Annotated in this window: 17 protein-coding genes and 1 tRNA gene; 5 read left to right on the top strand and 13 right to left on the bottom strand. The window is 58.5% G+C overall.

What is annotated here, in order from left to right; genetic code table 11:
- Window positions 1-135: 135 nt before the first annotated feature.
- Together GO499_RS14040 and GO499_RS14035 are read left to right on the top strand one after the other, a co-directional pair.
- Complete coding sequence (locus tag GO499_RS14040) at window positions 136-726, top strand: 2-hydroxychromene-2-carboxylate isomerase (protein ID WP_161862758.1); 591 nt, start codon at window positions 136-138, stop codon at window positions 724-726.
- 3 nt (window positions 727-729) lie between these two features.
- Window positions 730-1533, top strand: a complete 804-nt coding sequence (locus tag GO499_RS14035) for an alpha/beta fold hydrolase (protein ID WP_161862757.1) — start codon at window positions 730-732, stop codon at window positions 1531-1533.
- A gap of 7 nt (window positions 1534-1540) precedes the next feature.
- Here GO499_RS14035 and GO499_RS14030 read toward each other — a convergent pair whose 3' ends face one another.
- Complete coding sequence (locus GO499_RS14030) at window positions 1541-2599, bottom strand: threonine aldolase family protein (protein ID WP_161862756.1); 1059 nt, start codon at window positions 2597-2599, stop codon at window positions 1541-1543.
- Entirely contained in the window at window positions 2599-3057 is a 459-nt protein-coding gene (locus GO499_RS14025) for a YcgN family cysteine cluster protein (protein ID WP_161862755.1), read from the bottom strand. Before GO499_RS14025 ends, GO499_RS14030 begins: the two co-directional genes overlap by 1 nt.
- A gap of 216 nt (window positions 3058-3273) precedes the next feature.
- Here GO499_RS14025 and GO499_RS14020 point away from each other — a divergent pair, with 216 nt between their 5' ends.
- Entirely contained in the window at window positions 3274-4770 is a 1497-nt protein-coding gene (locus tag GO499_RS14020) for a calcium-binding protein (protein WP_161862754.1), read from the top strand.
- A gap of 129 nt (window positions 4771-4899) precedes the next feature.
- Window positions 4900-4989, top strand: a tRNA-Ser gene (locus tag GO499_RS14015).
- A 713-nt stretch (window positions 4990-5702) separates the two neighbouring features.
- Here the strand turns inward: GO499_RS14015 and GO499_RS14010 are convergent.
- Complete coding sequence (locus tag GO499_RS14010; protein WP_161862753.1) at window positions 5703-7235, bottom strand: ABC transporter substrate-binding protein; 1533 nt, start codon at window positions 7233-7235, stop codon at window positions 5703-5705.
- 96 nt (window positions 7236-7331) lie between these two features.
- Here GO499_RS14010 and GO499_RS14005 point away from each other — a divergent pair, with 96 nt between their 5' ends.
- Window positions 7332-8297 (top strand): LysR family transcriptional regulator, encoded by a 966-nt coding sequence (locus tag GO499_RS14005; protein WP_161862752.1) that lies wholly within the window; start codon window positions 7332-7334, stop codon window positions 8295-8297.
- On the opposite strand, the gene GO499_RS14000 is transcribed toward GO499_RS14005, so the two are convergent.
- From GO499_RS14000 to GO499_RS13955, 10 genes are all read right to left on the bottom strand, one after another.
- A complete protein-coding gene (locus GO499_RS14000) occupies window positions 8290-9666 on the bottom strand; it encodes a lyase family protein (RefSeq protein WP_161862751.1) in 1377 nt (458 codons plus the stop codon). The genes GO499_RS14005 and GO499_RS14000 overlap by 8 nt on opposite strands.
- Window positions 9663-11489: a dipeptide ABC transporter ATP-binding protein gene (locus GO499_RS13995; protein WP_161862750.1), complete on the bottom strand. Its 1827-nt coding sequence runs from the start codon at window positions 11487-11489 to the stop codon at window positions 9663-9665. Before GO499_RS13995 ends, GO499_RS14000 begins: the two co-directional genes overlap by 4 nt.
- On the bottom strand, window positions 11486-12403 hold the full coding sequence (locus GO499_RS13990) for an ABC transporter permease (RefSeq protein ID WP_161862749.1): 918 nt from the start codon (window positions 12401-12403) through the stop codon (window positions 11486-11488). The genes GO499_RS13995 and GO499_RS13990 overlap by 4 nt, the downstream gene beginning before the upstream one ends.
- Window positions 12400-13317 (bottom strand): ABC transporter permease, encoded by a 918-nt coding sequence (locus GO499_RS13985; protein WP_161862748.1) that lies wholly within the window; start codon window positions 13315-13317, stop codon window positions 12400-12402. The genes GO499_RS13990 and GO499_RS13985 overlap by 4 nt, the downstream gene beginning before the upstream one ends.
- A 55-nt stretch (window positions 13318-13372) precedes the next feature.
- Entirely contained in the window at window positions 13373-14896 is a 1524-nt protein-coding gene (locus GO499_RS13980) for an ABC transporter substrate-binding protein (protein WP_161862747.1), read from the bottom strand.
- A 199-nt stretch (window positions 14897-15095) separates the two neighbouring features.
- On the bottom strand, window positions 15096-16058 hold the full coding sequence (locus GO499_RS13975) for an ABC transporter permease (protein ID WP_161862746.1): 963 nt from the start codon (window positions 16056-16058) through the stop codon (window positions 15096-15098).
- A complete protein-coding gene (locus GO499_RS13970; protein WP_284154752.1) occupies window positions 16055-17092 on the bottom strand; it encodes an ABC transporter permease in 1038 nt (345 codons plus the stop codon). Before GO499_RS13970 ends, GO499_RS13975 begins: the two co-directional genes overlap by 4 nt.
- Window positions 17089-18609, bottom strand: coding sequence for a sugar ABC transporter ATP-binding protein (locus GO499_RS13965; RefSeq protein WP_161862745.1), 1521 nt, complete (start codon window positions 18607-18609; stop codon window positions 17089-17091). The genes GO499_RS13970 and GO499_RS13965 overlap by 4 nt, the downstream gene beginning before the upstream one ends.
- A gap of 64 nt (window positions 18610-18673) precedes the next feature.
- Entirely contained in the window at window positions 18674-19810 is a 1137-nt protein-coding gene (locus tag GO499_RS13960) for a sugar ABC transporter substrate-binding protein (protein ID WP_161862744.1), read from the bottom strand.
- Between the two features lie 28 nt (window positions 19811-19838).
- Entirely contained in the window at window positions 19839-20588 is a 750-nt protein-coding gene (locus tag GO499_RS13955; RefSeq protein ID WP_161862743.1) for a FadR/GntR family transcriptional regulator, read from the bottom strand.
- Window positions 20589-20733 lie beyond the last annotated feature (145 nt).

Below are 20733 nucleotides of genomic sequence, written 5' to 3'. Positions count from 1 at the left end.
TTTCATAGAGGCGGGCGCGGGATTCGGTGAGCGATGGCTTCATTGCAGCCCCTTTGACCTGCCAGCAGGCAGGTGACCTTGATTTATGTGGGGCGAAAGCCTATCCGGCAGGAACCGGGAAACAGGGGGCGAACCATGGCCGAGATCGACTACTACTTCACGACGATTTCTCCTTTTACTTATCTTGCGGGCCAGAAATTGGAGGCTATAGCGGCGCGGCGCGGGGCTACGATCAACTACAAGCCTTTCAACCTGATGGAACTCGGCCAGAAGACAGGTTTTGTGCCGCCGAAGGACAGGCATCCGAACCGGCAAAAGTATCGACTTCAGGAATTGAAGCGCATTGCTGCCCATGAAGGGTTGCCGATTACGCTGAAACCTGCGTTCTGGCCAGCCAACCCGGTGCCATCTTCCGCGGCGATTATCTCGGCGGCGAAGGCCGGTGGAGGCGATATCGGTGCCCTGACACATGGATTGATGCGGGCGTGCTGGGCGGAAGAGAAGAACATTGCCGACGACGATATAGTGAGTGAGTGTCTGATTGCTGCCGGCTTTGATGCGGATCTCGGTACGAAGGGGATGCTGAGTGCGGTCGAGACGTTCGAGCGCAATACGAATGAGGCATTGGATGCGGGCGTTTTCGGCTCACCGTTCTATGTGGTGGGTGAAGAGTGTTTCTGGGGGCAAGACCGCCTGGATTACCTGGATCGGCACTTGGGAGAGTGATGGGTGACGACGCGGTCACTTCACGTCGAACGCGGCGGTGATCCGCTCGGGCGCCCGGCTGTTTTTCTGCACGCGGCGTTAGCCTCGGCAAAGTCCTGGGCGCCGGTGTGGAAGCGGCTGGGGGATTATTGTCTGATCGCACCGGACCTGCCGGGTCACGGCGGCACGGGCTACGAAAAATGGCGGGATATCCAGAGGCAGGCAATGGAGGATGCGATGACGGTGTGCCCTCCAGCGCACGTACACCTTGTGGGCCATTCCTTCGGCGCAACGGTGGCCTTGCGGTTGGCGGTGGAACGACCGGAGATCGTCCAGAGCCTGACGCTTATCGAACCTGTCTATTTCGTCCTGGCGCACGATGCCGGTGACAAGGTCTACAACCGCTACACGAAGGCATTGGGCCCGCTTGGCGCGGCGTTTGAGGCGGAGGATTACGCCCTTGCCGCTGAGATGTTTGTGAACATGTGGGGTGCGGAGCCATTCGCCGGGCTGAAGCCGAAGCGACGGAAGGACATCGAAACAATGATGCCGCTGATCCGAGCGTCGGAGCCAGCGATTCTGAAACCTGAAGGCGCCAACCGAATGACTCTGGAGGCTCTGAAAGGACTGGAGGTGCCTGTGCAAATCATCAACGGCAGCGATACCCAGCCGATTGTAAGGGCTGTTGCACGGGCCATTCGCAAGACCGTACCGGACGTCTCGATATCGCAAGTGAAGGAAGCCGGGCACATGTTGCCGGTGACGCATCCGGCTCGCATCGCCAAACGGCTGCGGCCGTTCTGGCAGAAACATGCTGCCAGGCATTGAGTGAACCTTATGAAGCGGACTTAACCAGCGAAACGAATTCGTCGACTTCCTCCGCTGTGGTCGACCAACTGCACATCAGGCGGGCGGACAGGATTTCGTCGCCCGGTCCATCCAGCGATTGGTTGAACGGCCAGAAATAGTATTTGGCTCCGGCCTCCTGCGCTGCCTTGTGTGCCTCGCGTGGAAACCCGGCAAACACGCCGTTCCCGTCCGTCGGATGTAGCAGGCGGGCGTTTGGTGTCTGCATCAGGCCTCGGGACAGCTGCGCGGCGCGATCATTCGCCTGTCGGGCCAGACGAAGCCAAAGATCATCCTTCAGATAGGCCTGCATCTGGGCGGAAAGATACCGATGCTTGGAGAACAGGTGTGCGCCGCGTTTACGGCGCAATTCAAGCTCCCACGCGCGAGCCGGATCGAAAAGAATGATCGCCTCGACACCCATCAATCCGTTCTTGGTGCCACCGAACGAGACCGCGTCGATCCCCGCCTTCCAAGTCAATTCTGCCGGGGTGCAACCGAGTGCGACCAGCGCGTTGGTGAACCGGGCACCATCGAGGTGGGTCGGGCAGTTGTGTTCGTGGGCGAGATCGGTAAGGGCTTTCATTTCGGACAGCGAGTACAACGTACCGGCTTCGGTAATGTTGGTGATCGAGAGCGCGCCCTTCTGCACGTTGTGGACGCCGGCGCGGGCGGTGAAGCCCAGTGCCGCCTCAAAACTGGCCGGGTCTATTTTCGCGTCAGGTCCGTCGAGAAGTGTAAGCTTGGCTCCGCCCGTATAGAATTCCGGTGCGGCGCATTCATCTTCCTCCACATGGGCGTTGCGGTGGCAGTAGACGGTTGCCCACGGCGGGCAGAGGCAGGCCAGCGCGAGCGCATTGGCCGCAGTGCCTGTGGCGACGAGATAAACCGCGGCGTCCGGCGCCTCGAAAATCTCCCTTATCCGGGCGGTGACATCTTCCATGATCGGGTCGGCGCCATAGGATGCCGAATAACCCGCATTTGCCTGTGTCAGTGCTTCCAGAACCGAAGGGTGGGCCGGAGCCGCATTGTCAGATGTAAACCACATTATTCCAGTCCTTCCACGACGTAGTCTTCGAGGTCGTCCTCGTGCACATGATCCTCGGGCACCATTCGACCCGCCAGGGAAATACCGGCTCTGTGCACGCTGTTGCGGTCACCCGAGATGAGCGGATGCCAGGATTTCAGTTTTCTGCCTTCCGCGAGGAGGCGGTAGGCGCAGGTCCGCGGCATCCAGTAACTGATGCGGTCCAACTCCGCCATGTCGATGATGACGCAATCGGGAACCTTGGCCTTGCGGTTGGGGTAATCCGTGCAGCGGCACGTTCCGAGGTCCAGCAACTTGCAGGCAATGTTGGTGTATTCGACCTCGGCGGTTTCCTCGTCTTCTAGTTTCAGCAGGCAGCATTTGCCGCAGCCGTCGCAGAGGGCCTCCCATTCTGCCTGCGTCATATCGGCCATCTCGACCGTTTCCCAGAAGCGTGGACGAAGTTCGTGTGATGTCATGTGTCGGATTTACGCGATTGAGGCGACAGTAAAAAGGGGGAGTTAACCAAAATAAAAGGTTAGTTGAACAATGAATATTTAATTTTAAGACTTAAAATTACTGCATAATCCATCCGGCCGCACGCTCTTAGTTTACCTTAACTCAATGCTCGTCGCTTAATAAAGATTTGCCGTTCTATGGTTCGGTGGGTAATCTTTATTGGATCGGGGTGGTTCATGAGTTTCTCCGTATTTACGGGTTTCGTCGCAATGGGCGAAACCTATAGAAATATGCAGGGTATTTCCGATATCGTTATTATAAATATTGGCGGAGTGCCTTTCATTGCTGTGGGTTCCGAGGCCTACGGCTCTGTGAATGTCTTCGATGTAGGTGCCGGTGTTCCTGTCCTGGCATCGTCGGTGGAGTATTCACCCTGGAGTGGGACGGCTACATTGTCGGACATGGCGCTTCTGGAGCGTGAAAGCGGCCGCCAGCTGTTGACGCTTGGCCGGTACGACGACAATTTTGGCCTCTATGATATTAGCCTTGATGGGACGCTCAGTCACTCGCGTAGCCTGCAGGACGAGTCGGGTCGGTTCGAACGCGGATTTGTTTCCACGGTTCAGAATTTCAGAGACTACACTGTTATCTATTCAGCGCGCTTTGGCACCGGCGGCGTGCAGATCCACCGATTGTTCGAAGATGGCACCGTGGAGTTTCAGCGGACGCTAGTTGGCGGATGGGCACCGCTTTCGGACGTGACGACAATTGAATACTCCGACCTGCACGGGCAGCGCTTCCTGTTCGCAGCATCCGGGATCGACACCGGCGTGACCGTGTTCGACGTGAACGCCAGTGGCAACCTTCGGGTCACCGGTCGCCATCTGCCGCGGGACGGTGACGGCCTATATGGCATTACCGACGTTGCCCCGGTTCAGGTGGCGGAGAGAGCGTTCCTCGTCGTCGGTTCATCGGAAACGGACAGCCTGACGGTCTTGCGGGTGTCTCGTGGCGGCGAACTCAATCAAGTAGAGCATCTGATCGACACACGTGACACGCGCTTCGGCGGCGTTGCGGAGGTTGAGGTGGTGGAGGCGGCTGGAAGGGTGTTCGTTTTCGCCGGCGGTGGCGACGATGGTATAGCTGTACTCGAACTCGACTACCGTGGTCGCCTGCATCATTTGGCGAGCATCGCCGACGATTTCGGTACCACGCTGCAGAATGTTTCGGCGCTGGAGGTGCGGGTCGTCGGCAACCAGGCGCATCTATACGTGGGTTCGGCTACTGAAAACGGCATAACTGAACTGATCGTCGATCTCGAACGGGGCGGGCAGGATCTTCGCGGAGGCGCCATTCCCGAGACACTCTCCGGCACTGCCGGCAACGATATAATCTGGGGCATGGGGCGCGGGGACATGCTCTATGGTCGGGCAGGAGACGACAGGCTTGTGGACGGACGCGGGCGCGATACCCTCTCCGGAGGTCCGGGAGCCGATATTTTCGAGTTCATCGAAGACGGTCGCAACGATTTCATCATCGATTTCCAGTTCGGCCACGACAGGATAGATCTATCCGCCTTTGATCACTTGTATCATTTCACCGATCTCACCATAGGCCCAAGGCTGACAGGCGCTGCCATCATCGTTGGAGAGGAAATCATCCGGCTCTACAGCAGCCACGGCGGGCCCATCAACACCGACCAGTTCACGCAGGATCATTTCATATTCGGCTGAAGGCACTTTGCGCCGATACTCCGAAATGGTGCGTGTAAGGGCGGCTCTCCACGGGAGACGGCGTCAACTGTAATTTAGATCGCAAAATGACCTTGTTTCCTACGCACGCAAACTGCTAGACCCATCGGCGGAGACGTGGCCGAGTGGTCGAAGGCGCTCCCCTGCTAAGGGAGTAGACGGGCAACTGTCTCGAGGGTTCGAATCCCTTCGTCTCCGCCATTTTCCTTTGGATAGCTCTATCATAAACACCTGATAGCAGACGGAATTTGGAGCGTTTGCCCGGGCAGCGGCGCTCGCTCCGATTGACTTGCTCAACAAATGCGAAATGTCTCCGCCATGAGCATCGTGAAAAGCGGCTGTCGTTATCAGCTCCGCTGCCGCGTTTCGAAATGGGGATTGCCTCTGAAGTCGGATATTCGAGAGTTTTGGAGGCGCGGTTAGCTGGGTACAGTGCCGCTGCCGAGGCACACTACGAGGCAGCGCTTGATCTAGCCCGGGACACTGTCAAGATCGCCGCGTGGCAGACATCAAGTTCGCGGCAAGTCTTGGATTCTGTCGACACCGGACAGCAGCCGCCTCTTGATTGTCTGGGGAAGCACAGTTGACCGTAGCCTGAGCGTCACCTTTTCGAGATCACCCCGGGCTCTGTGTATGATCTTTCTGTCTGGCTCGCGACCAGAGAGCGTTGTCGTCCGCGGCTGATATGGTCAACTCCGCAAACATAGAGCACTTACTTGGCATGACGCGACGCCATCTTTGGCGGGGATTTTGGTTTCATGAATGTCGCATGGTCAATTTCCACATCGGATAAAAAGACGGCATGGCGACGACCCGAAAATGGTCGTCGCCACAGTAGCACGAGCCTACATCCGCAGAATATGCCAGGAAGAAAAGCCATTGCGCGTTCGCCGCGGCCATGATGCCGCCAGGGTTCAGTTTAACCAGGCTGCCTTGTAGAGCCGCGGGAAACCATCTTCGTCTGTCGGAAAGTCAAGCTCCGGATCGGTAAGATAATTAACGGAGTATGACCATAGCGGAACCCAGTACACCTGCTCACTGATCCGGGCATGGATCTTCGCGAAGAGTTTGGCTTGCAGATCAGGGTCCAGTTCAGTGTAGGCATCGGTGACCATTTGGGCCAGTTCGGTATCGCCCGAAAGGTTTCGATCCGTCTGTGGGTCAAAATGCTGCCGGATCGGTGGCGCTGTGTCACCACCCCAGGTGCCGAAATAGGAAGAAATCTGCCGGTTCGCTCGCGCCACATTGAGGCTGTCCAGCTTCACCTGCCGTAGGGTCGCATCAATTCCGACGGCATTCAGGTCGGCGACGATGGCTTCGCCCATTGGCTTGTCACGATAGGCCCATAGTTCCATCTCGAATCCGTCCTCGTATCCTGCTTCAGCAAGCAGTTCGCGCGCCTTGTCCTGGTCGTACTCATAGACCGTTATCTCCTGATTGCATCCCAGTTCGGATGGGTGGCAGGCACCTTCGATGCGGGCGGCTGCCCCTCCGATCAGAGCCTCGGCGATGCCTGCGCGGTCGATCGCATGGGCCAAGGCGCGGCGCACTTCCACTTTGGTCATCGGACCATCAGGTTCGGCAAGTCCGCCCGCATCCAGGATCAGGAAGCCGATACGTCGATCCGGCCCTGAAAGATGTTTGATCTGTGGCATGTTTCCCAGGTTTTCGGCGACATCGCGCGGTACGTCGTAGATCCAGTCGATGCTGCCCGAGATCATCTCTGCCTGCTGCGTACCTTCGTCGGGCAGGGAGCGGATGACGACGGTTCCGATTGATGGTTCACCTTTTGGGCCACCTTCGTAGTAACCTTCGAAACGCTCGAGCAGGAGCTCGGATCCGGGCTCGAAGGAGCTGACCTTGTAAGGCCCGAGGCCAACCGGGCCGCCCGATGCAGCATCGGCGTCGAAGGCCCCTTTTGCGCCGTAGGTGCCTTTTTTGCGAATCGGAACGCGGATCGCCATGTCCTGCAGAGCCAGGGGGTACTGCTGCTTGAAGTGGAAGCGCACTTTGTAAGGTGCGACCACCTCTGCGCTCTCGAACCAGACCTCGATACGGGCACCTGAAAGGCTCCCGGCTTCCTCGGAAACCACTGTGTTGTAGGTATATACGACATCCTCGGCGGTCATCTCGGTCCCGTCATGGAACAGGACACCCTTCCTGAGCGTCAGATCCATCGTGACCGGGTCCACTTGGGTGTACTCAGTGGCGAGCGCTGGCAGGTAACTGCCATCCGCCGGGTTGATCGCGAGCAGGGTCTCGTCGATCAGTTCGGAGATGATGATGTATTCCCTCTTTGTGGTGTAATTGTAGTCGAGGTTGATGATGTCCTCGGTAAAGGCGACACGCAGGGTGTCATCCGCTTTGTCGGCAAGCGCAGCTCCCGCAAAGAGCGGCGCAGCCGAGATGGCGCAAACTGCCAACAGTCTATGACCTGATCGTAGCATGGTTTTTCCTCCCGATGCCGCGCATCATTTGCAGTTGTTCCGCTGCGGCCCCACAAAACCTAACGGGGCTTCGCATTTGACAAAATTGCTGTTGTGATGCCTAATGTTGCAAAATTCGCAACCGTCTTCGCCATGAACATTCGCGGCCTCCAGCTCTTCAGAGATATCGTCGTAACCGGAACATTGGCTGAGGCCGCGACTCGGGCAAACATGTCCAACTCGGCGGCCAGCCGGCTGCTGACGCAGCTTGAGTATCAACTCGGACTGACCCTGTTTTCGCGTTCCCGCCGCGCGCTTGAACTGACCGAACACGGAACGCTGTTCTATCAGCAGATCTCCAACACACTCGACGGTCTGAACGAGATTCCGAATATCGCACAGGAGGTGGCCACCCGGAGCAGCCGTACGCTTTCCATCGTAGCGGCCGCCCCAATCGCAAATGGTCTCGTCGTGCCGCCTCTGGCGCGTCTGAATGCCGAGGGCAACATGAGCGACATAAACATTCACGTCGAAAGTCGTTTTGCCATCGAAAGTAAGGTTGCTGCCGGCGGTTATGACATGGGGCTGATCTCTCTTCCCGTGGAAAACGAAATCGTGCCTTTGGATGTCTTGCCGCTGTTGCGCACGCGTCTGTGCGTCCTCCTTCCGGCGGATCATCACATGGCGGACCTGGAAGAAGTGAGCGTAGCCCGATTGGCGCAGGAGAAATTCGTAACGCTGGCATCCGGTCAGCGATGGCGCATGCGACTTGACGAGTTGATGGGCGGGGCCGGTTACCGGCCGCAGATCGCGTTTCAGACAGGCTCCACCGTCGTCACCATAGAGATGGTGCGCAACGGTATCGGGCTGACGCTGAGCGATGTTATTTTCTCTCCGGATCAGTCCCGGAAGACCGATGTCTTGCGCCCGATAGAAGGCGATAACTGGATTACCTATGCCGCAATTTTCGCCCGCGGCTCGCGGGCAGCCCAGACAGAGCCATTTCTGAATGCACTGAGCGATTATGTGGAACAGTTCAGAGCGGCGCATCCGGACGCCGCAGAGCTGCTCTACCTCATCTGACCGATACGAGGCGTTCCGCGATGGAGCGCGCCATCGCAGCCGCCTCGTGGGCAATTCGCTCGCTGTCGCCGCTGTATTTCGCCGGATCTAGCGCTTGTCGGATTTGTTCAGCCGTCAGATGGGCCGAGATGCCCGCGTCGGATTGCATGATCTCGGTGACAGTCGCCGCGTCCGGCCGATTTCTTTCGAGCGCGTGGTGTACCGCGTCATGCGCTTTGGCGCGGCCGGTTTTTGGGGCCAGAACCATCATGAGATTCTCTGTGGCGATCGCTCCGCCGGTTAGTTGAATGTTGCGTTGCATCTGGGCGGAGTTGACCGATAGCCGGGAAAGCAGGGCCTCGAAGCTTTCCGTCAACCTCCACGCAAGCGGGATGGCACGGTCACACAGCGAACTCACCAACTGGTTTACCGACGCGTCGCCCTCATGGCTCGTGCGGCCGGTCTCGAGCGCCATGCCGGCCATTGTTCGCAGTTCCGCAGCTTCGGAAACCACCCGGACAACAAACTTCGGGTTGACCTTGTGCGGCATGGTCGAGGAGCCGACGGTGCCCTCTTCCAGCCGTTCCCCGAGTTCTCCAATCTCCTGCGTCATGAGAAGGTAGATTTCGCCGGCGATGCGGTCGATAGTCATGGCGAGAAGACAGAACTGGACGACATAGTCCGCGAAGAGATCGTTCATTGCTCGCCCGGGAACCAGAAGATCCCGCAGTCCCAGACGCCCGGCCAGGCGACAATGAAGTTCCTGCCCCTTGTCACCGAACGCATGGAATGCGCCTACGGCGCCACCGAACGGAAGTGAGAACAGCCTCTCTGAGCCGCCGTCGAGTCTGTCTACCGCTCGGTTCATTTCCTCAATCCAGCCAGCGACCTTGAAGCCGAAGGTTATCGGGAGGGCATGTTGTCGGTTCGTCCGGCCAGCCATGAGTGTCGCGGCGTGGTTCTCCGCCAGTGTCGCAAGTTCCTTCAGCGTGGAAGCGAGGTTTGCACGAATTACTTTGTCGGCCTCGCGTATCAGGAGTATGCGCCCGGTCTGCATGACGTTCTGTGTGGTCGCGCCCCAGTGGACGTATCCGCCGGCATCCCCGGCCGCCTGGGCCAGCAACCGGGTCAGAGACAGAACCGGCGCCATGGTCCGGTTGACATGAACTTTCATCGCGTCGACGCCGATTGTGTCCATGGATGCCGCCGACCTTATCTCGCGGGCGGCCCAGTCCGGGATTATTCCCATTTCGGCCTGAACCTCGGCGAGCGTCGCCTCCACGTCGAGCCAGGACTGCCACTGTGTCTCCAGGGCAAACAGCGTGTGCGGCCTCAGCTTGCCTCCTGTCCAGGCTGGCCGCTTGCCACCACCATCCAACGGTAAGTTCACTGGGCAGTCTCCATGTCGTGGGCGGTGATCTCGAATCGCGGGGCGGCAGCGACCAGCCTGCGTGTGTATTCGTTTTCCGGGTGGGTCAGAACATGCTGCGCGGGGCCCTCTTCGACCATCCGGCCATCGAGCATGACCACCACCCGGTCGGCGATCTGGTGTACGACAGCCATGTCATGGGTGATGAACAGGCAGGTGAGGCCCATCTCCGCCTTGAGATCGTCGAGAAGGTTGAGAATTTGCGCCTGGATCGAAACATCGAGGGCCGACGTCGGTTCGTCGCAGACCAGCACTTCCGGCCTCGTGACCAATGCACGGGCGATGGCCACCCTCTGACGTTGACCACCCGACAACTGCGAGGGAAAGGCGTTGAGCAGGCGTTGCGGCAGTCGCACCAGCTCCATTGCTTCGCGCACGACCTTTGCGTTTGCGGCCGAATTTCTGTGGCCGGAAAGTTCCAGCGGCCGAGCGATAATCTCTGCCAGGCGCCGGCGTGGGTTCAGCGATGAATAGGGATCCTGAAAGACCGGCTGCACGAAGTGTGCGCGCTCCTTGACGGAAAGGCCCGCAACCGGGCGCCCGCGCATGAAAACCTCACCCGATGTGGGGTGGTCGAGCCCGAGCATTATTCTGGCCAGTGTTGACTTGCCCGAGCCGCTCTCGCCGATCAGGGCCAGCGTTTCGCCCTTTCGCAAGTCGATGGACAGGCCGTCTAATGCCCGGGTATCCCGTTTGGGCCCGAAAAGGCCGCGCTTGGTCGAGAAGACACGGGTGACATCCCGGGCCGACATCACGGCATCTGTGTGAGGTTCCGGTGCGGCAGCCCGTAGCGGCCCAAAAGATGACTTGATGGAAGGCGGATCATTCAGCACGCAGCGACAGACGTGCCCCGGATCGTGCGAACGCAACTCGGGGCGTTTTTCGACGCACAGTGGAAAGGCATGTGGGCATCGCGGCGCGAAGATACAGGATTTCGGATCCTTCATGATAGACGGAACGAGCCCGGGGATCGCACCAAGCCTTCCCGGTTTGCCGGATAGTTGAGGAATCGCTTTAAGCAGGGACTGAGTGTAGGGATGCGCCGGCTTGCGGAGAACTGACACTGCCGAACCCCGTTCAATCATTTCTCCTCCGTACATGACTGCTACTGCGTCCGTGCGCTGTGCCACCACCGCCAAATCGTGTGAAATCAGGATCATACCCATTTCCCGTTCGCGTCGGAGATCGTCAAGGAGATCGAGGATCTGCGCTTGTACGGTGACGTCCAGCGCGGTTGTCGGCTCATCCGCGATCAGAAGCTTGGGGTCGAGCATCAGCGTCATGGCGATCATCACGCGTTGTCGCTGGCCGCCCGACATCTGATGTGGATACTGCGACATCCGCACCTCTGGGTCCGGAATGCCTACCCGGTCGAGCAGCGCGACCGCCTTGCTCCGTGCAGCCTGCGCAGTCAGCATGCCGCGCCAGACTGCCGCTTCGGTCATCTGCCTTCCGATTGTGTAGACCGGGTTGAGCGAGGTCATCGGCTCCTGAAAGATCATTCCGATTCCCGGGCCTGAAACGGTGCTTGCGAAACGGTCCTCAGTCATTTGCTGCAGATCGGTTCCGTCGAACTCCATACAGTCGGCGACAAGGCGTGCGCTGCGCGGCAACAGCCGCATCAGGGACAGCGCAGTCATTGACTTGCCCGAGCCGCTCTCGCCGACGATGCCAAGGGATTGACCCTTTTCCAACGTGATCGACGCATCACGGACGGCGCTCAGCTCGCCGTGGGGTAGCCGGATGCCGACATTGAGATTGGTAATTTTCAGAAGGGGGTTCATTCGTTTCGACCCTCCGGCGACGTGATGTCACGTAATCCGTCGCCCATCAGGTTGGCCCCTATAACCAGCAGGAAAAGGCATATCCCGGGGAGGATGACCAACCAGGGCCGGAAAAACATCGACTGTTTGCCTTCGGCGATCATGAGTCCCCACGACGGGGTAGGGGGCTGAATACCGACGCCAAGGAAGGAGAGGCTGGACTCCGCCAGGATCGAAATTCCCAGTTCGAAGGTGAAGATCACGATGATCTGCGGAATGAGGTTCGGAAGGATCTCGTGCAAAATGATCTGCGGGGCGCTGGCCCCGGAGGCCGCAGCAGCTGCGACAAAGTCTAGATTTCGCAGGCGCTGCGTGGCCGATCGCGTGACGACCAGATAGTAAGTCCAGTGCAGTACTCCCACGATCCCGATCACGACCCAGATCGACGGGCCTATGATGAAGACCAGCGCCATGGCAAGCAGCAGGCCCGGCAGGGCAAGCTGAGCTGTCAACAGGAAGCTGATGATATGATCGACCCAGCCGCCGAAGTAGCCGGCTAGCACCCCGAGGGTGACGCCGATCACGAGCCCGATACTGGCTGCACCGATACCGATGGTCGCCGAGATTCGGGTCCCGTAGATAAGACGGCTCAGATAGTCGCGACCGTTCTGATCAGTGCCAAGCAGGTATTCAGCCGATCCGCCTTCTTCCCAGACCGGTGGCAGCATGCGGTTGGCAAGGTTTTGCACATACGGATCATGGGGTGCCAGCAGCGGGGCGAAAATGGCGATGATCACGATGATGAAGATGAGGCTTGCGCCGATGAGGAAGCCGGTGTGGCCAAACATCCGCTGGCGAAGTTCCTGACCGGGCGTGAGGCCCTCGACTTCCGCCTGCGCCTCGGTGGCTGCGAAGGTGATGTCCATGTCGGTCATCCAATTCTAATCCTTGGATCGAGCGCCGCGTTGAGAATGTCGGCGAGCAGGTTCATTGCCACGAAGACGATGGCGAACACGAAAATGAGCATTTGCACGGTAGGAATGTCTGCACCGAGGATGGATTCCAGAGCCAACCGCCCCAATCCGTTGATTGCAAAAATGCTCTCGGTAATTACCGAACCACCGAACTTCTGGCCCAGTTGAACCGCGAGAACGGAAATGACCGGAAGGATTGCATTGCGAAGCGCATGGCGCCGCAACAGGTGATTGCCCCTGAACCCCTTGGATTTGGCGGTGCGGATATAGTCGGCACCCATGACCTCGATGAGGCCGGTCCTGGTCAATCGCATGACTGCCGGCACCGAAGATGCCCCCAATACGATAGCGGGCAACACAAAATGATACCAACTGTTGTCGCCCGAAACCGGGAAGATCGGGATCATCACCGCAAAGAGGATAATCATTATCAGCCCGAGCCAGAAATTGGGTACCGCCTGCGCCGACACGGCGACCCCTAGGGCGGCCCGGTCGATCCATGAGTTCGGGTTGAGGCCTGCCAGTGCGCCGAGAGGCACGGCAATAACGATGGTAACGAGCAACGCGGAAAAAGCGAGAGTGAGGGTTTCATCGGCGCGCTCTGCGACCAGTTCGGCTACCGGCTTGTGCCAGTAGTAGCTCTCTCCGAAATCGCCCTGAACCACGCCGGCTAGCCATGAGACATAGCGCTCGTAGACCGGTCGATCGAGGCCGTAACGCGCACGGATCGTCTCGACCACGCCGGGCGTTGCGTCTTCTCCGGCGATTGCCTGCGCCGGGTCCGACGCGACATTGAGTAGAAGAAAGGCTGCAAGTGATACGGTAAAGGCCACAAGCACGGCCAGCAGGCCTTTTAGTGCGATATATTTCAACATTGTCCGATGTATCCAGGAAAGCTCGGGGGGCAGTTGCCCCGCCCACAGGGCATGCTCATTTCCAACGCGCGTTCTGCAGACGCGGGAGGCCATCCGGGCTCAGCGGAAACTCGAGATCAGCGGCGACGAGATAGTTCGCCGTGTATGTGACGAGAGGCGCCCAGTAGGCTTCGTCAGCGATGACACCCAAGGCCTGGCTGTAGAACGCCTTGCGCTCGTCGGGATCGGCGGTCTGCTCTGCGGCCAGCACCAACTCGGAAAGCTGATCGTCGCCAGAAAGATTTCGGTCCGAGTCGCCAAAATGGATTTGCGCGATCGCCGCCGTGTCTGCGGTCCCGCCGGAGCCCCAGGTTCCGAAATAAGCCGGAATTTCACGTGCGGCCCGCGCCTGGTTCAAGCTTTCCAGCTTGACGTATCGAAGGTTCACATCGATCCCCACTGCCGTCAGGTCAGATGCCACCGCCTCGGCAACCGCCTTGTCACGATAAGCCCAAAGATCTAGCGGGAAGCCTTCCGGGTAGCCCGCTTCTGCAAGCAGCTCCTTTGCCCGTTGGGGATCGTAGTCATATTTCGTCACCGACTGATCGCAACCGAACTGCGCAGGATGGCAGGCTGTATGGATAGCCTGCGAAGACTCTCCCATCAGGAACTTTGCGATCTCTTCGGTGTTCAGCGCGTGGTTCACCGCCTGACGCACCTGTACCTTGGTCATCGGACCTTCAGCATCGCTCCAGCCGCCTGCATCCAATACCAGGAAGCCGATCCTCAGGTCGGCACCGCTCAGAAAGTCGATACTCGGGATGGCGTCGGCCGCTGTCGCGACATCTTCGGGCACCTTGAACATCCAGTCGATCCCGCCCGACATCAACTCTGCCTGCTGCGTGCCGATATCGGGTATGTTGCGGACTGTTACGTTTTCAATCGCGGGCTTTTCGCCGAAGTAGTCTTCGAAGCGCTCAAGAACCAGTTCGGTGCCCGGCTCAAAGCTCACGACGCGATAGGGACCGGTGGCAACCAGCGCGCTTGACATCGCGTCGCGGTCGATCTGCCCATCTTCTCCATAGGTTCCCGCCTTGCGAAGCATTACACGGCTCGCCATGTCGCGGAGCACCAGTGGATAGACTGCCGTCATGTGAAAGCGCACACGGTTCGGCGCCACGACCTCGGCCTTTTCCAGCCAGCGTTCGACAACGCCGGTGGCATTGGCTTCGCTCTCCGGGCTGCGCAACCAGTTGTAGGTATAGGCAACGTCCTCCGCCTTAAGGCGGCTGCCGTCGTGAAACTTTACATCATCGCGCAGAATGACATCGAGCGTGGTCTCGTCCACCCATTCGAATTCACTTGCGACGGACGGCTTGATATCCTGTGTTTCGGGGTCGAACTCGAAGAGCTTGGCATCGGTCAACTGTGCAAGAATTATGTATTCGCGCTTGGTGGTGTAGTTGTAGTCGAGATTCAGTATCTCCTCGGCCATCGCAATCCGGAGAGTGTCGTCTTCCGGGCCTGCATTGGCCGGTGTGCAGAGACCAGTGGCGACGACAGCCACTGCAACCAAATTTGCAACGTTTCGGAATTGCATTCGTTCTTCCTCCAAATCTTGTTTTTGGCCCGAAGTCGGTCGAGCACGTTCTCAAAGGCCACGTTAAACGAGGCATGAGTTTCCTGATATTGCATTTGTGGGTGCTACTATTTCAGTAGGCGCAACATTCAAAAATGCGTCGAGGGCACATGCTGGCGCGCATCATCAACGGCATAATTGAGAACAGAGTACCTTGACGCTAGTTGCGTGCAGCCCCGACCTCTTCACGGCCATAAAACAGCAACATCCCGATAATAACTGTCCCATAAATGATTTGCCGGAAGGCCTCAGGCATCTGCATGATCGACAGCACTGAATTTAGAAATACGATTAGGATCACTCCTACCAGGGTGCCGACATAGCGCCCGCGCCCACCGAGGATATGGGTTCCGCCCAGCACTACGGCGGCTATGGCCGGCAACAGGAAGGCGTTGCCCATTCCCTGATACGCCTTGGCCGAGTAGCCTGCGAGCAGAATACCGGCGAGTGAGGCGCAAAGGGCAGAGCAAACGAAGGCACCAATTACAATCCAGGGTGTGCGAATGCCTGACAGGAACGCCGCTCGCTCCTTCGCGCCCGTTGCGTAGATTGCCCGTCCGAACCCGGTATGGACCAGCATTCCGGCGATCACGAATGAGACCGCAAGCCAGACGCAGATCGCCACAGGAATTCCCATGACCTTTTCAGCAGCAAGAAATCGCATCAGGGATGAGGCTTCGGTTTGCGGGGCAAAGCCGCCCGTGTGAGCGACCATCAAACCGCGCAGCACGGAGTCGACCCCGAGCGTGAAGATCATCGACGGTATGCGCAGATAGGCCACGCCAATCCCGTTGAGCAGGCCGACGAGCAGGCCCACGCATAGCCCGGCTGGGATTGCCATATGGCCTCCGACGGTGGTGGCCATCATCGCTGCGGCGGTAAGTGTCCAGGGTATCGACAGGTCGATATGGCCAAGCAGGATCACCACCATCATTCCCGCAGCGCATATGCCGAGAAACGATCCGATTTGTAGCTGCTGAAGCAAATATGACGGTGCCAGGAGTGGAGCGGTGCCTTGGGTGCTGAGGGTGTAGGCGGTGCCGATAAGAACAATGACCACCACAAAAAAACTTGCGATGACGATAGGCTTGTTTTCGGGTGAAATACGGCTGTTCCTGCTCATCGGAATAACTCCAGCTTGTTCTTGATCCGAAATGTGCGCAAGGCGCCGAGGCTGACGGCGACGAGCAATACCATTCCCTCAATGAGTGGTTGCAGCAGCGGGTCGATCGACAGGATGCGAAAATAGAAGGAAATTACCCGCAGGATCAGCGCGCCGATCAGTGACCCGATGGCACCGCCGATCCCGCCCAGCAGTGAAGTTCCGCCCAGCACCACCGCGGCGATCGAGTTAAGCGTGTAGGCACCCGCTTGGGTAACGTCCGCGTTGCCTGACGAGGTTTGGATCGCAAGATACAGCCCGCCGCAGGAAGCGAAAAAACCGGCGAGGGTAAATGCTGCGATCTTGGCCCGCGCGATGGGCAGGCCAGACATGAAGGCAGAGCTTTCGGAAGACCCGATGGAATAGACTGTCCGTCCTGTCACAGTACGCTTGAACGGCAACCAGACCCCGAAGGCGACTGTCACAAGGATCAACAGCGGTACCGGCAGGTTGGCGACAGGAGCGAGCCACGCCGCATCTGGATTGCCGCCGAAGGTATCGACCAGATCCCAGACCGAATTTGTGAGAGCCCAGTTCAGGTCGGGGTCGATGTCGCCGCCTGGGCTGGGACGGATCACCAGAGCAAGGCCGATGGCGATGGCCCCGGTGGCCAGCGTGGCGATGATCGGTTGGATACGACCATAGACGACAATCAACCCGTTCATCAGGCCGAAGCCGGCCCCACAGGCCAGAGTGAGCAGCATCCCCAGCATCATCTGCAATGGTGTTCCCGTTACCACGACGGAGGCAATGCAGCTTGTCAGCGTCATCACCGCCCCGACCGAAAGGTCGAGTCCGCCCATCAACACCGGAACGGTCTGGGCCATGGCGACGAATGCGATGGCGACGCTCTCGTTCGAGTTCTGGATGAACACTGCGGTTGAAAAACCGCGCGGGTGCAAGACATGGTAGCCAAGGAAAAGTACGAGGAAAAGCACAAGTGCGCCGGTAAAACCCCGGTTGCGCAGAATCTTTTGACAAAGGCTCGAAATCACGCTGCGCTCTCCCCTGAAACGTTTAGCGAGGCCGAAACTATCGCCTCTTCTGTCAGCGCCTCACCTTCCAGTTCGGAGATTACCTGCCCGTCGTAAATGATCGATACACGGTCACAGCAGCCAATGAGTTCGGCGTAGTCGGTAGAGTACAGAACGATAGCCTTGCCAGCGTCGGCCAGCGACCGCATCAGGCGGTAAATCTCCTGCTTTGTGCCGACATCGATGCCCCGCGTAGGATCGTTGAGCAGGATTACATCTGGGTCGATCATCAGCCATTTGGCAATGACCACCTTCTGCTGATTGCCGCCCGACAGCGTCTCGGCCTTGTCGGCTACTGTGCCGACCTTGATCTGTAGCTTGCTCAATGAATCCGCGATGGCCGCCTCGGCGCGAACTGCGTCGATGAACGGACCGTTTGACACTCGGCGATAAGAGGAGGCGAGCAGGTTGTCGCGGATCGGCAGGTTGAGCATGAGACCCTCGGTCTTGCGATCTTCCGGCACAAGCGCGACCGAGATGTCGTTGCCACTGGCTGCCGCCGGGGAACGGGGAACGAAGTCTTTGCCGCCCAGGGTTACGCGCCCGGTCACGCCGCGCAGAACGCCAAAGAGCGCGAGCAGGAATTCTTTCTGGCCTTGTCCGTCCAACCCGCCCAGGCCGATGATTTCCCCGGGAGCCACTGTCAGGTCAACGCCCTTGAGCCGGTTCTCCCAGCGCAGGTCAGTGACCTGGAGTACGGGGTCGCCGTCCTTTCTGGCGGGTTTCGGCGGAAATTGCGTCTCGATATCTCGCCCGATCATCGAGCGTACAATCTCTGTCTCGCTGCGATCTCCCTTGTCGAAGGTCTCGATGTGCTGGCCGTTGCGGAAAATCGAGAGCGTGTCACAAAGCGCTTCGACCTCATGCATTCGGTGGCTGATGAACAGGCTCGCCACGTTCTGGTCGCGAAGTTCGCGCAACAATTCGTAGACCTTTTCGACATCATTGCTGGTCAGCGCCGATGTCGCCTCGTCGAGGATCAGCACTCGCGGGTCCTTGCCAAGTGCTTTGGCTATCTCGACCATCTGGCGGCGCGACAGGCTCAGTTCTTTGACCAAAGCGTCAGGATTGATGTCCTCGCAGTCTATGCGGGCGAGAAGCGCCTCGGCTCTGCGGCGTTGTTCTCGCTTGTCTATGAGGCCGAAGCGGCGCGGCGGCCGGTCGATGAAGATGTTGTCTGCCACCGACAGATCAGGTACGAGCGACAGTTCCTGGAAGATGCAGACTGTTCCGGCTGCGGTCGCTTCGGCGGGTGAGGAGAAGGACACGGGCTCGCCGTTAACGAGCATCTGTCCTTCGCTTGGAGGCAGTACGCCTGACATTATCTTTATCAGCGTCGATTTTCCCGCGCCGTTTTCGCCTAATATTGCATGGATTGTGCCTTCGCGGCAGCTGAAGTTTACGTCCTTCAGGGCGGTGATGCCGCCGAAATATCGCGATACGCCTTCAAGCCTCACGCGCGGAATATCCTTGGTCATGCCCCTGCCTGCCCCTTGTTGGGTCTGGCGGCGCCGAGTGGCGCCGCCAGACAGTCTTATCAAGTCAGTTCGTGTCACTCTCGTCTTGCGACATGATCGCAGGGCCGGAGATGTTGACACCGCAGGGCGGAAACTCGTTGACGGTAAAGAAGTTGTCGGGCAGGTCCGACCAGTAGTTCTTGCCGTCTTCCAAGTCTTGGTAAGTTGCGACAGGCAGCGGCACTGAAATCAGTTGTGGCATTACATTGCCTTCCAGCGCCGAAATGGCGGCCTTCATCGCAACCGCGACGAGTCCGGGCGACTGGCCAATTGAGATGCCCTTCAGGCCGTCCTCCGAGTTTTCCGCAATTGCCTTGCGGAATCCATTCTCTGATTCACCTGCGACCGGCACCCAAGGGTGGCCGGCATCCTTGAGTGCCTGGATCACGCCGTTGGAGCCGCCCTGTCCCGCCACGGCCGCAAACTCGCCATGTACAGCAATGGCGTCGGCCACCACTTTCTGGGTGGTGCCGTCGTCCCAGTTGCCGACCACTGAGACCATTTCCCAATCGCCACTATCTGCCGCGATTACGTCGTTGATGCCAATGGAGCGATCCCGGTCCACCGAGTTGCCTGGCAATCCGCGTACCTCAAGGATCTTGCCTGAGGTAACGCCCTTGGCCTTCAGTTCCTCCATGACAAACTGTGCCCAAGTGCGGCCCATAGTCAGTTGGTCTTCGTTGACCTGCATTACCGCGTCGGTGTCGAGCACGTTGTCAAAGGGCACCAGAACGACATCTTCGCGGTCGGCGAGGCGGATCACCCTGTCGAACCCGTCCGGGCTGACTGCGATGGTCACGATGGCGTCGTAGCCCTGGTTTATGAAGTCTTCAATGGCTCCAAGCTGGGCAGGTGCGTCGGTTCCTGTCGAAACGACCTTGAGGTCGGCGAGCTTGTCGGCGATCTCGGGGTCTTCAGCGTAGGCCTTGGCCGTTTTGATCATCTGGATTCGCCAGGTGTTGCCGACAAAACCATTCACGATCGCTACGCGATACGGTCCCTCACGACCCTCCCACTGAAAATGCTTTGTATCCTCGTCCCACGGCGCGAAGCACTCAGGATTGACACCTGGCCCGTCGACGACAGCCGGTCCGGCAAAGGAAGCGCCGGCCCCGATTGAAAGTGCTGTAAGAGCTGCGCCCAGTCTCAGCATATTTTTCATTGTTTCCTCCCAGTTAGATTTACGGACTTCAGGTCACCTCTTGTTGGTCAGAGTGAGACGGCTGAAGCTCTTCCAACCCGCCGTTCGACGCGAAGTGGGTATGGCCCGCGTTCAGGTGCGTCTTGAGCAGGTATTGATAGGCAAGGCGGTCGCGCGCTTCTAGCGCGTCGATAACGGCCTCGTGTTCGTTGAAGGTAGAAGTCTCGAACGAGCGTAACGATTTACCCCGCTTGATGATCCGGAGGATCACCGGTTTCATGATCTGATAGACGTCAAGAATCGCCTTGTTGCCCAGGATACGCACCAGCCGCGTGTGAAAGGCGAAGTCGAGTTCCGAAGCCAGGTCGAAGGGCTTGGCATCACGCATTGCCATGTTGGCCTGGCGAAGATCGTCGATATCCTGCGCCGTGATCTGGTCCAGCAACTGCTCAACGGGGGAGACCTCAAGCAGGAAGCGAAAGCCCTGTATGTCTTCGAATGCTTCGCGGGAAACGTCGGTTACGTTGAAAGAAAATATCTGGAGAGCAGAGGACAGACGGTTGTCGACGATGGTGGCGCCGACCTTCTGCCTCACCTCTACCACACCGTAAGCCTTGAGCATCCGCATCGCCTCGCGCACCGTGTTGCGCGAGGCGCCGAAGGCCTCGCACAACTCGCGCTCGGTCGGAAGGTTGTCACCCACTGTCAACTTGCGATCGTTGATCATGGCGCGAATGCCATCCACCACATCGTCCACTACGGATCCGGAGTCGATTACCACCGCCTTGGCCTTCGCCACATCTATCTCCCCAAATGTCGATAATATTGTTATTTGTCCAACAAATGCCTGTCAATGGGCTTAAATTGCTGAAATATTGCGTTTATATGTTATATTTGTTGGGCATAAAGGCAGAGGGAAGGGGTGCGACTCCGTTTGGCGGTAC

This window comes from Algicella marina, assembly GCF_009931615.1.
GTDB classification, from domain to species: domain Bacteria; phylum Pseudomonadota; class Alphaproteobacteria; order Rhodobacterales; family Rhodobacteraceae; genus Algicella; species Algicella marina.
This window is presented reverse-complemented; position numbering and strand designations above follow the sequence as displayed.